Annotated in this window: 9 protein-coding genes and 1 pseudogene; 4 read left to right on the forward strand and 6 right to left on the reverse strand. The window is 63.6% G+C overall.

Annotated features, from left to right (window positions below):
• Positions 1-131: 131 nt before the first annotated feature.
• Positions 132-983, forward strand: coding sequence for a CBS domain-containing protein (locus tag GS429_RS12940; RefSeq protein ID WP_160065786.1), 852 nt, complete (start codon positions 132-134; stop codon positions 981-983).
• Entirely contained in the window at positions 976-2,754 is a 1,779-nt protein-coding gene (gene glyS, locus GS429_RS12945; RefSeq protein ID WP_160065787.1) for a glycine--tRNA ligase, read from the forward strand. The genes GS429_RS12940 and glyS overlap by 8 nt, the downstream gene beginning before the upstream one ends.
• Positions 2,755-3,075: 321 nt before the next feature.
• Here glyS and GS429_RS12950 read toward each other — a convergent pair whose 3' ends face one another.
• Complete coding sequence (locus GS429_RS12950) at positions 3,076-3,666, reverse strand: conditioned medium-induced protein 4 (RefSeq protein WP_160065788.1); 591 nt, start codon at positions 3,664-3,666, stop codon at positions 3,076-3,078.
• Between the two features lie 203 nt (positions 3,667-3,869).
• Between GS429_RS12950 and GS429_RS12955 the strand changes: the two genes are divergently transcribed.
• Positions 3,870-6,074 (forward strand): (Fe-S)-binding protein, encoded by a 2,205-nt coding sequence (locus tag GS429_RS12955; RefSeq protein ID WP_328821383.1) that lies wholly within the window; start codon positions 3,870-3,872, stop codon positions 6,072-6,074.
• A 334-nt stretch (positions 6,075-6,408) separates the two neighbouring features.
• Here GS429_RS12955 and GS429_RS12960 read toward each other — a convergent pair whose 3' ends face one another.
• The 5 genes and pseudogenes from GS429_RS12960 to GS429_RS12980 form a co-directional block, all read right to left on the reverse strand.
• Positions 6,409-7,146 (reverse strand): type 1 glutamine amidotransferase, encoded by a 738-nt coding sequence (locus GS429_RS12960; protein WP_160065789.1) that lies wholly within the window; start codon positions 7,144-7,146, stop codon positions 6,409-6,411.
• 130 nt (positions 7,147-7,276) lie between these two features.
• Positions 7,277-8,545, reverse strand: a complete 1,269-nt coding sequence (locus GS429_RS12965) for a class I adenylate-forming enzyme family protein (protein WP_328821378.1) — start codon at positions 8,543-8,545, stop codon at positions 7,277-7,279.
• Positions 8,546-8,667: 122 nt separating this feature from the next.
• Complete coding sequence (locus GS429_RS12970) at positions 8,668-9,492, reverse strand: alpha/beta fold hydrolase (protein WP_160065790.1); 825 nt, start codon at positions 9,490-9,492, stop codon at positions 8,668-8,670.
• A gap of 79 nt (positions 9,493-9,571) precedes the next feature.
• Complete coding sequence (locus tag GS429_RS12975; protein ID WP_160065791.1) at positions 9,572-10,921, reverse strand: M20/M25/M40 family metallo-hydrolase; 1,350 nt, start codon at positions 10,919-10,921, stop codon at positions 9,572-9,574.
• Positions 10,922-11,063: 142 nt separating this feature from the next.
• Positions 11,064-11,555: pseudogene (locus GS429_RS12980) on the reverse strand (tripartite tricarboxylate transporter permease); the annotation flags it as partial.
• Between the two features lie 4 nt (positions 11,556-11,559).
• Between GS429_RS12980 and GS429_RS12985 the strand changes: the two are divergent.
• A complete protein-coding gene (locus GS429_RS12985) occupies positions 11,560-12,045 on the forward strand; it encodes a peptidase dimerization domain-containing protein (RefSeq protein WP_328821379.1) in 486 nt (161 codons plus the stop codon).
• Positions 12,046-12,101 lie beyond the last annotated feature (56 nt).

The following is a 12,101-nucleotide window of genomic DNA, read 5'->3' on the forward strand; positions in this document are numbered from 1 at the left end:
TATGTGAGTGACACCCACTCACATATAAACTCGTCGAATCGGACTATCTTCCAAGAGTACATGTCAGCGTACCATCATCGCGAGCGCACGAAACATGGGGTTTATACTTATTTTAGCCGTACGCTGCGGACATGAACGTAGCCGACGCTATGACGCCTCGCGAGGACGTGGTCACCGTCGAACTCCCGGGCACCCGCTCGGACGTACTCGAGTACCTGCAGGAACGGGCCTTTTCGTCCGTGCCGGTCGTCAAACCGACCGATAACGGGCCCGAGTACCGAGGTCTTGTCTCGCGGGACGTCCTGATCGAACAGCCCGACGAGGACCAGCTCGTCATGCTGATGGACGACGTGCCGACGACGACCGCGGACACCACGCTCGAGGACGTCGCGCGGACGATGGTCGACGAAGGTGCGCGCCGCGTTCCCGTAGTCGACGGCGAGTTCGAGGGAATCATCACGGTGACTGACGTCATCCACGCGATCGCGACCGGCGACCAGGAGACCGACGGGGCCGTCGAGTCCCACGCGAGCGAGAACGTGAACACGACCTACGAGGGAGCGCCGTTGCCGGTCGCCGAGCGCGAACTCTCCTACGCGAACGTGCCCTACACCGTTGCCCTGGACGACAGCGGCGAGATGAGCGGCGTCCTCACGGAGGTCGACATCATCGACGTCGCCCGCATCGTCGAGGGCGAAGAGGAGACCGGGGACAACTTCCCCGATCAGGACTCGGACTGGTCCTGGGAAGGCGTCAAAGGCGTCGGAAGCCGCTATCTCCCGACTCGAGACATCGAGATTCCCAACGGCCCGGTCAGCGAGTTCATGAGCGGCGACGTGGTGACGGTCTCGGCCCAGACGTCGATCCAGGACGCCGCACAGCAGATGATCAGCAACGATATCGAGCAGATTCCGATGGTCACGGGCGAGCAGCTCGTCGGCATCGTCTGTGACGTCGATATTCTGGAGGCACTCTATGAGTGAACAAGCACAGACAGCGACGAACGACGCGGAATCGACGAGCGAGAAACTGGTCGAACTGGCAAAGCGCCGGGGCTACTTCTTCCAGTCGTCGGGCGCGTACGGCGGCGTCGGCGGCTTCTACACGTTCGGTCCGCAGGGGGCATCGCTGAAGGGCAACGTCGAGGACGCCTGGCGCGACCGCTTTGCCGTCGCGGAGGGCAACATGGAGATCGACGCGCCGACGATCATGCCCGAACCCGTCTTCGAAGCCTCGGGTCACCTCGACGGCTTCGACGACATGCTGGTCGAGTGCGACGAGTGCGGCGAGAGCCACCGCGCGGATCACGTCGTCGAGGACAACACCGAGTACGAGGACGCCGAGAGTCTCCCGATTCCCGAAGTGGAAGAGGTCATCGCCGAACACCAGCTCGTCTGTCCCTCCTGTGGCGCGGGACTCGCGGGCCAGGCCGTCGAGACGTTCAACCTGATGTTCGCGACGAACATCGGCCCCGGCGACTCCGATCCGGGCTACCTTCGTCCCGAGACGGCCCAGGGAATCTTTGTCGAGTTCCCCCGCCTGAAGGAGTACGCGCGCAACCAGCTTCCGTTCGGCGTCACCCAGATTGGCCGCGCCTACCGCAACGAGATCAGCCCGCGCCGCTCGATCATCCGGACCCGCGAGTTTACCCAGGCCGAACTCGAGTACTTCGTCGATCCCGAGACGGACGAACCGGACCTCGAGTCGGTCGCAGACGTCGACGTGACGCTCTATCCCGCCAGCGAGCAGAACAAAGACGACGGCGACGAAATTCGGACGACGATTGGCGACGCCGTCGAGGAGGGCGTCATCTCGAGTCCGTGGGTCGCCTACTTCCTCGGCGTCGCCAAGCCGTGGTACGACGCCGTTGGCGTCGATATGGACCGGTTCCGATTCCGCCAGCATCTTTCGGGCGAGCGAGCCCACTACGCGGCGGACTGCTGGGATGCAGAAAGCGAGATCGACGGTAACTGGATCGAGATGGCCGGCTTCGCCTACCGCAGCGATTACGACCTCTCGAAACACGCCGAACACTCCGGCGACCGCTTTACCGTCTTCAAGCAGTACGACGAACCCAAGACCGTCGAGCGTGCGACGGTTGACCCCGACATGAGCTATCTTGGGCCGGAGTTCGGCGGCGACGCGCAAGCGGTGGTCGAGGAACTCGAGGATCTAGCCGCTCGAGACCGCGCCGCGTTCGACGGGGATGTCGTGGAGATCGAACTCGAGGACGATACCCACGATATCCCCGTCGAGAAAACCGGGTTCGCGGTCGAAGAACAGACCGAAGCCGGCGAGCACATCACGCCCCACGTCGTCGAACCCTCGTTCGGGGTGGACCGGTTGGTCTACACCGTCCTCCACCACGCCTACCGCGAGGACGAGGTTGACGGCGAGGAGCGGACGTATCTGGAGCTCGATCCCGAGGTAGCCCCCACGTTCGTCGGCGTCTTCCCGCTACAGAACGACGACGAACTCGAGGCCGAGGCGCAGGAAATCGTCGCTGACCTGCGCGCGGAAGGCCTCTCGGTCACCTACGACGATTCGGGCAACATCGGCCGGCGCTACCGCCGCCAGGACGAGGTCGGCACGCCGTTTTGCGTGACGGTGGACTACGAGACGATCGAGGACAAGGAGACGACCGTCACGGTCCGCGAACGGGATACGACTGACCAGACGCGACTGCCCGTCGATGATCTGGTGGAAGCCCTGGCCGAGATTCGGGAGGGCGACCTTGAGTTCGAGGAGTTGTAGCGGTTCGGATTCAGTTTCTGCGTTCGATTCGATTTTCGAGATGAGTTCGGACGGAATGCTGTCTAGCCGTACCGACACAATCCTAAACGGAACTCATACGGATTGCTGTGACTATGTACCGCCGATCACCAGGGACGGGGTCGGTGATCGGCGGTAATTGACTACAGTAAACCGTATCAGTCGTATCGGCAACGACGCACGACAGTCCGCCTCATACTGTCAGAAAGCAGTCAATACGAAGCCGATCGTGAATTCGAGGTCGTCGCCGACCGTGACGGCTCCAGCAGAACGATCGGTTTCACGTCGTTCTGTCCAACAGTATTAGAACTCCACGTCCGTTTCCATCCCTTCGGTCGCGTCCTCGAGACCGTCTTCGCGAACGTCGGTCGTCATTTGCTCGGAGAGTTCCGAGTCCGCGAGGATGCTGTCGAACTCGTCCCGGTACCGGTCGTTCGCCGCTCGAGACTCGTCCTCGGCCGCGGCGACGCGCCGGTAGCGGCGGATCCGTTCCTCGCTGACGTCGTACTCGTCGGCCAGCGTCGCGTCGTCTTCCTCGCGGTTACGGATCGCTGCGAGGTCGACTTCGTCGGCGTCGTCGTCACCGACGAGGTGCAACGACATTCGAGCCTCGAAGACGTCGTCCGGTTCGACGCCGAGTTCGTCGGCGATTTCGGCGTCGCTCTCGCCGTCGTAGAAGGCCTCGGCGACCGCGATGAGTTCGTCGTCCGATAACGACGTCTCGAACTCGTACCGTTCGCGCATCTGCGTGACGACGCTCTCGAGGCGCTCTGCAGTCGTTCGTTCGTCTCGCTCGAGGGAGCCGCGGGTGTCCTGCTGGGATTCGGTGACGGTTCCCTCGCCGTCGGTGACGTCGGTGAAGATATCTCGGAGCTCCTCAGTTTTTTCGTTCATGGGTGCACACTCCCGATGGGCGGCTATTTAAGCCTGTTGCCAGCTAGGATTGGGGACGGCGGGTCGGACATGAACGAACATTATAAACTCGGAATGAGGGGAAAATTTTCGCAAGACGGCACTGCGATGGTCTCCGGGGCGGTGTGACAAGAATTAAGTCACAGCCCTGCACGTGGTTGAACATGAACGTGAACGGCCAGATGGTGAACGCCATAGCCCAAACTGAGGTTAGCAGAGAGACCTATCTGGGGATCGGCGAGGTCGGGTATGCGATCTTCTATCTTCTCGTCGTTATCACTCTCGCCGTCTTCGCTTACGGCGTCTACCAACGGTTCAGCCGGTATGCGAGGGGAGACGACGATCCGTTCGCTCGGCTCGACGATCTGCCGAGTCGGATCACCGGCGCAGCGAAGACCGTCATCACCAACGAGAAAAACTTCAACAGGGACCTCTACGGCGGTCTGATGCACTCGTTTATTCTCTGGGGATTCCTGACGCTGCTCATTGCGACCACGATCATCGGCTTCGAACAGTACACGACGGAACTGCTGTTCGGCATCGTGTTCTGGGAGGGCGACTTCTATCTCTCCTACCAGTTCATGGTCGACGCGATGGGGCTGCTGTTCGTCGTCGGGATCGGAATGGCCCTCTACCGACGCTACTGGGTTCAGAACCACCGGCTCTGGGGCCGCCACACCTCTAACGAGGACGATATCTTCATCTGGACGCTGTTCGGCCTCGGCGTGGGCGGCTTCCTCCTCGAGGGGGCTCGGATCTACATCACCGGCATGCCCGAACACGAAATCGTCAGCTTCGTCGGCTACGGGCTGGCGATGGCGTTCGACGCGATCAACCTGCCGACGACCGGCGCGGCGATGGCGGGCGGCGCCGACTATTCCGCGTTCGCCCACCTCGGCTTCAACGCCGAGACGCTCCACTGGCTGGTCTGGTGGAAACACTCGCTGCTCGCGCTCTTTTTCATCGCCTGGATCCCCTACGCCAAGCCGTTCCACATGATCTCCTCGTTCGCGAACGTCGTCACGGCCGACGAGAAGGCCGGAGCACGGCTGCCGAACGTTCCGTCCGATCTGGACGCGACGAACGCCGAATCCATCGACGACTTCACCTGGAAGGAGATCCTCGACCAGGACGCCTGTACCAAGTGCGGTCGCTGTTCCTCCGTCTGTCCGGCGAAAGCCTCCGATCGGCCGCTCGACCCGCGGAACGTTATCCTCGACCTCAAGAAGTACCGTGAGGAACTCGACGCCGGCGGCGAGGAGAAGCCGATCATCGCCGACGGCGGCACGAGCGTCATCAACACGGAGACGATGGAGTCCTGTATGGCCTGTATGGCCTGTATGGACGCCTGTCCGGTCGAGATCGAGCACCTCCAGTCGTTCACCCGGCTCCAGCGCCAGATGACCGATCAGGGCGACATCTCCTCGTCCATGCAGGACGTCTTCCAGAACGTCATGCAGAACGGCAACACGTTCGGTGACAGTCCCAGAAACCGCGGCGACTGGGCCGACGAACTCGACTACGAGATCGCCGACGCCCGTGAGGAGGAAGTCGACTACCTCTGGTACGTCGGCGACTTCCCGAGCTACGACGAGCGGAACAAGAAGGTCGCTCGCTCGCTGGCGACGATCCTCAAAGCGGCCGACGTGAGCTTCGGCATCCTCTTCGACGACGAAAAGTACGACGGCAACGACATCCGTCGCGTCGGCGAGGAGTTCCTCTACGTCGAACTCGCCGGCCACCACGTCGAGACGTGGGAGGACTGCGAGTTCGACAAAATCGTCTGTACGGACCCACACTCCTACAACACGTTCGAAAACGAGTATCCGGAGGTCGACTTCGAGGAGTTCGCGGACGACCCGATGATGCCCTTCGACTACGAAGACCAGTGGAACGCAGACGGCGAGATCGACGTGCTTCACTGGACCCAGGCTGTCGAGGAGTTAGTCAACGACGGCAAACTCGACCTCTCGGGAACCGAACTCGATTACACGGTCACCTACCACGATCCGTGTCACCTCGGCCGGTACAACGACGAGTACGAGGCCCCGCGTGAACTCATCCGCGCCACCGGCTGTACGCTCGACGAAATGCCGCGCAACCGCGACAACTCCTTCTGTTGTGGCGGCGGCGGTGGCGGCCTCTGGATGGACTTCGAAGAGGAACCGAAGCCGAGCGAGGAGCGGATTCGAGAGGCGCTCGAGGACACCGACGCCGGCGCTGGCGTCGAGAAGTTCGTCGTCGCCTGTCCGATGTGCATGACGATGTACGAGGACGGCCGCAAGACCGGCGGCTACGAGGACGAGATCGAAATCGTCGACGTCGCCGAACTGATCGTCGAGGCAATCGGCGCGGAAGAAGAGGCCAAGATCGAAGCCGCGGCCGACTGACGAAACGCGTCTTCGGCGGGTCTGTCTTCGAGTTGCGTGAGAGAACGCGACGCTACGACAACTCAGGTTCGGGAGTGTGAGACAGCGAAACCGAACTCAAGCGACGCAAGATCGATTCGTTCAACGAATCCGTCACAGTCGTCGTCGAACACTCGTACCGGAGAACGCCGTCGATGTCTTTGGACGTTGGACTCGTACGGTTCAGTGACCATCCGCTCGAGTAGTTTCTGTTCTATCACCTTCTTGCCAGTCTCGAGTCGGGTTTCGACCCGTAATTCCTCGAGACGGGACTTCGTTTGATCGGTGACGAAGAAAAAGAAAACGGGCGGAGCAATCAGTCCGAACAGCCCAGCGAGGCCGATACGTCGCCGCTTGTCTCGGCGGTGACCTCGACCGCCTGCAGTTCTTCGACGAACTCGAGGAAGTTATCGAAGACCAACTTCGCCTCGCAGGCTCGCCGGTAGTTCGCGTCGGTGATCTCGCCGAGGATCGAGTCGAGGCGCTCGTCGGAGAGTTCCTTCCGATGGACGAGTTCGCGGGCAGTCTTCATATCGTACTCGGGATGGAACTGCACGCCGAAGACCCGGTCCTTGCGGAAGCCGTGGTTGGAGTAGCGGTTCTCGGCGAGGGGATCGGCCCCGGGCGGGAGTTCCGAGACCTCGTCGGAGTGGCTGGTAAAGGCGGTGAACTGTTCGCCGATACCGTCGAACAGTCGCGAGTCGCCGTGGTGTTCGATATCGCTGTAGCCGACCTCGTAGGCACCCATATCCTCGACGGTGCCGCCGAGGACGTCCGCGAGCAGTTGGTGGCCCCAACAGACGCCCAGGAACGGCATCCCGTGATCGATCGCGTCTGCGACCCACGCTTTCGTGGGCACCATCCAGTCTTCGTCCCAGTAGACCGACGATCGTGACCCAGTGACGACCGCGCCGTCGTAGTCGAAGTCGTCGGGCACCTCGCCCGCGGTGGCGTCGAATTCGGAGAGGGAGGCGTCGAGTTCGCGTCGGAAGTTTCGTGTCGTGTTCTCGTCCCGGTGAGCCGCGTTCAGGACGGCAATACGGACCTGACTCATTGTCCCGTATTGGCTACTCCGAAGACATAGGCTTTCCGCCCGGCACCGGCGTTGCCGCAACCGCTCACGGCTAGATATTTGCCGGTCTCGAGTGCTGTGACGGAAATTCGGTTACGTCGATAATGGTGGATTACCGGGGCAGATACACGCCGTTAGCGGTTCGGGTAAATCGGTCACCGGTATCGAACCAGCCCTCCTCGAACCGGCCGCGATCGTCCGTATCGGAACACTCCTCGCGCTGAATGTCCGCGGACTCGTCCCAATTTTCGTCGTCGGTTCCGGCAGCGTTTACGTAGCCGTCGGCGACAACCGGTCCCGACAGTTCGAGTCGGCCTTCGCTCTCGCCCTCGAGGACGGCCCCCTCCTCGTCGATCAGCCGAGCGCGACAGTCGGGAATCGGCCGCCCGACGCCGGGTTCGTCGGCGGTCCTCTCGCTTGCGTCGACGTCCGTCGCGAACGGCTGACTGAACGCGGTCGGACACTCGAGGCGGCCGGCGGCGCGAGCGACCGGGACGTCGGCCTCGCGGTACTGCTCGCGAACGTCGTCGCTCATCGGCCCCTCGACGACGGCCCGCTCGAGCGAGTCGACGGTGTCCGAAAACGCCGCTTCGGCGGTCAGATCCGACAGCGCCTGATTTCGACCCGCGAGAAACGTCGCGTCCGCCGTATCGATGGCGGCCAGCGTATCGCCGGGGTCGAACGCCCTGTCGAGGAGGAGGGTCGCGCCGACGTACAACGCCGACAGCGCGGTTCGAACGAGCCCGTCGGCCGCGGAAAGCGGCGTCACCAGGGGAACCGTGTCCCGTCCCGACAGCCCCCACGCGACGGCGCTCGAGATGCAGTTCCACTCGATCGTTCGCGTCGAGTAGCCGACGACCGGACGGCCGTCGTCGCCGTGTACGCAGAGAAGCGGCGCATCGGAATCGCGGTCGTGGCCGGAGCCGTCGGGAACCGACTCGCGGTCGGACTCGGCCAGTTCCTCGAGCGTCACCGACCGATCGAACGGAATCGAGCGTACGAGGTCGCGCTGGGCGGCTTCCGAAACTACGAGGTCGGGCTCGAGAAGGTCGAACGGGCGTTCGACGGAAACCGGCGTCAGCCAGTGAGAGATCGGCGCGAGCGTCGCGCCCAGTCGACGGCAGGCGAACAGGACCGCGAGCGAGGCGACCCGGTTTCGGGTGACGAGACAGACGGTGTCGCCGGATTCGACGCCGAGTGCGGCGAGGTGTTCAGCGGTTCGGTCCGCCATCCCCGCGAGTTCCGCGTAGGAGACGCGGTTCTCGTGGATCGTCTCCGCGGGGGCGTACAACCGCTCTTCGGAGACGTCGACAACCGCCGTCCGATCCGGGAAACGGTCGGCCCGACGAGCCAGCGAGAGAGTCACGACTCCGAGTTCCACGCTGAAACCCGTAGTAGATAGGGGCTCAAGCGCAAGCAGCCGCTTCGGAGAGAACGGAGCAACCCTCGATATCGAAGATCAGTTTCCGAATTTCGTCGGCGTACGCCCTCGGGACGGGTGCATCAGTCGTCCGCAGCCCAGGACTCGAGAAAGCCCAGAATCCGGTCGTTGACCGTCCGCGAGCGCTCGATCTGGCACAGATGGCCTGCACCCTCGAGGCCGACGAACTTCCCGCGAGGCAGCCCTCGAGCGAGGGTCTCACCGGCCGAGACCGGGACCAGTTCGTCCGCGCCGCCGTGGAACACCCGCGTAGGTTGAGTGACGTCGACGAGCCAGTCGTCCGCGTCGAATCCCTCGAGCGCAGCGACCTGCGCCTCCCAACCCTCGCGGGTGGCGTCGCCGTCGGCCCGCCAGTCGGCGATCCCCTCGCAGACCTCGGGCTGGGCCTCGCGGAACTCGTCGGAAAGGCCCGCAGCGAGCGACTCCCGAAGCGCGTCTCGATCGCCCGGCGGCGCGAACAGTGGTTCGATATCGAACGCCTCGCCCCGAGCGGCCGTCCCGAACAGCGTCAGCGTCTCGACTCGGGTGGAGTCTCGCGCGGCCTGCAAAGCGATCGCGCCGCCGAGGCCGCAGCCGACGAGGTGTGCCTTGCGGATCGAACAGGCTTCGAGGACGGCCTCGAGATCGTCAGCGAGGGTCTCGAGGGCGTACGGTCCTGCCGGCGCGTCCGAGCGGCCGGTGCCGCGGAGGTCCCAGACGACGACCTCGCGGGGGCCGGCCAGCGCGGCGTGTTGCCAGCCCCACGACCAGCCACCGAGACCGGCTTCGGAGACGAAGACGACGGGGGCGCGATCGTCCCCGATTTCGGTTTCAGCTTTGGTTTCGGTCTCGCCCTCACCCTCGCGGTCGTAGTACAGCGAGACGTCCCCGTTCGACGCAGTTGGCATACGGGAACTGACCGGCCGAGCAAGGCGATAGTTTCGGTTCGGAACGACCGGGCGACCGCAGCGCGCGGTGGCTCGAGCGTTAGCCCGACAGAAATACGCCTGCTGCCGTCGCGAGCGTCTCACTCGCCGTCAGCACCTCGTCCCACTCGATCGACTCCTCGGGGAAGTGCGCCTGCTGGATATCCCCCGGACCGAACAGCACCGTCGGAATGCCCGCGCGTACGTAGTGTCGGCTGTCCGCGCCGTAGGTCGCGCCGCGAGGCTCGGTCGCCGTCAGCCCGTTCGAGAGCATCGCCTCCTGTACCGCCCGAACCACCGGTTCGTCCGCGTCGATCTCGGCGGGTTCGAACTGGATCGAGAACCGTTCGAATTCGGGTGGGTTCGAGTCGAAGAAGGGGTCGTCGGCGACGACGTCCGAGAGTTGCCGCTCGAACTCCCGCTCGACCGCCTCGACCGTTTCGCCCGGCGCGACCCCGATCCGAAGCTCCGCGGTGAGTTCGTCGGGAACCGACGACGCCCAGTTCCCTGCCTCCACCCGGCCGACGCAGACGGGCCACGGGATCGGAAACTCCTCGTAGAGCGGATGGCTTACCCGCTCGCCGCGTTCGGTCTCGAGGTCCTCGAACGCCCGACGGATCCGCTCGAACGCGGGCAGGACCGACTCGCCGTGCCAGCGCGTCGCCGCGTGGGCGGACCGGCCCTCGAGACGGAGCCGTTTCATCAGACTCCCCTCCGTCGCGACCACTGGTCGACACTGGGTGGGTTCGGCGATGATCGCCACGTCTCGCGAGAACGGATACGGGTTCTCGAGGGCCGCGGCCGCCGCCCCGATGCCGCCTTCCTCCTCGCCGACGACGCTCTCGACGACGAGTCGGCCGTCGAGGTCGAGGTCGAGGTCGATGGCGGTGTCGGTATCGATGTCAGTATCGCTATCCGTACCGCTGTCCTCGTGGTCGTCGACCATCGATTCGAGATGGCGTGCCGCGAACACGCAAGCCGCCACTCCGCACTTCATATCCGTCGCGCCGCGAGCCGTAAGCGTCGTCCCCGGCGCGCTATCGCCATCGCCATCGGACCACCGCGGTTCGAACGGCTCACCCTCCCAGCCGTTCCCCGCCGGAACGACATCGATGTGTCCGTTCAACACCAGCGTCTTTCCCGCGTCGGGATCGCCGAACTCGAGGACGCCGCCCACGCTCGGTCGGGTTGCGGTCTCGATGTCGTCCGGGTTGTCGGGAAACGACGGGTGCTCGGCGAGCGCCTCGGGATCGGCCTCCCACCGATAGGTCTCGAAGCCCCACTCCTCGAGCGCGTCGGCGACCCATCGCTGGGCCGCCGCCTCGTCGTCGTTTCCGGCGGTCGTCTCGAATTGACACAGTTCGTCGGCGAACGACCGGAGTTCGTCGTCCCACGCCGTCGCGAAGTCCATAGCGAAGGCAGAACTGGAACTATCAAAGCTACACGGGTTTGACCGACGAGAGACCGCGGCATCGATTCGGTCTCGACCGACGGAGAAAACGGAGTGGAAACCCACAGCACGGCAGTTCGGCCGGAAAAGAGTCGGATGCAGATCAGGCCGATGATGTCGACGATCCTCTGTTCGCCCACCATCGTTTCACGAACGGTCCGAAGATGAGGGCGATGATGATGATCGACAGCACGAACGAGAGCCAGCGACCGTATTCGAGCGGGTTAATGAAGATCATGTACGACCCGTCGGAAAGCTGGAGTGACGTGTAGAGATTCTCTTCGGCGATATCTCCGAGCACGACGCCGAGAACGAAGGCGATCACCGAGTAGTTGTACCGGACCATGTAGAACCCGATCACACCGAAGACGATGACCGTCAGAATGTCGATCGGATTGATCCGGAGCGCGTACGTCCCGAGGAACGAGAGGACGACGACCATTGGAATGATGTAATCCGTATCGATCTTCGACAAGTAGCCAAGCTGAGTCACCATCGTCAGCCCGAAGACGAGAATAATAACGTTTCCGACCAGCAATGCCAGCAACATCGTGTACGTTAACTGGAGTTCGCCCGAAGACCCCTCGCTCGAGGGCCACGTGACCAACATCAACATCGGCGTCGTCGAGGGCGGCGATTGGCCCGCCTCGGTTCCGGCGGAGATGACGATGAAGGGACGCGTCGGCTGGCCACCGGGCGAGAGCCGTGCCGACGTGCGCGAGGCGATCGAAGGCGCGATCGAAGCGGCCGCAAGCGAAGACGAATGGCTCGCCGAGAACCCGCCGACTGTCGAGTGGACCGGCTGGAACGCGGCGCCCCACGAGGTGGCCCGCAACGCCGACATCGTCGAGATCGTCAAAGGCAACGCCGAGTCGATCATCGGCGAAGAGGGGACGTTCGTCGGCGGCAACGCCGCGCTCGACGAGCGATTCTACCAGCGCTACTACGACGTTCCCGTCGTTACGGCCGGTCCCTACGGCCCGAACCTCCACGGCGTCGACGAGTATACGACCGTCACGTCGCTGCTCGAGACCGCACGGACGATCGCAACCTCGGCGATCGATTACTGCGGCATCGCCGAGTAAGGACTGTCGGGTTGGCGTCTGTCGGCCGGCAAAAAGCGGTCGACCTCGGCTCATAC

This window comes from Natronorubrum halalkaliphilum (assembly GCF_009834785.1).
Taxonomy (GTDB): domain Archaea; phylum Halobacteriota; class Halobacteria; order Halobacteriales; family Natrialbaceae; genus Natronorubrum; species Natronorubrum halalkaliphilum.

Coding starts and splice junctions, on each gene's coding strand:
- GS429_RS12940 (WP_160065786.1), top strand. CDS start 132: ATGAACGTAGCCGACGCTATGACGCCTCGCGAGGACGTGGTCACCGTC.
- glyS (WP_160065787.1), top strand. CDS start 976: ATGAGTGAACAAGCACAGACAGCGACGAACGACGCGGAATCGACGAGC.
- GS429_RS12950 (WP_160065788.1), bottom strand. CDS start 3,666: ATGAACGAAAAAACTGAGGAGCTCCGAGATATCTTCACCGACGTCACC.
- GS429_RS12960 (WP_160065789.1), bottom strand. CDS start 7,146: ATGAGTCAGGTCCGTATTGCCGTCCTGAACGCGGCTCACCGGGACGAG.
- GS429_RS12970 (WP_160065790.1), bottom strand. CDS start 9,492: ATGCCAACTGCGTCGAACGGGGACGTCTCGCTGTACTACGACCGCGAG.
- GS429_RS12975 (WP_160065791.1), bottom strand. CDS start 10,921: ATGGACTTCGCGACGGCGTGGGACGACGAACTCCGGTCGTTCGCCGAC.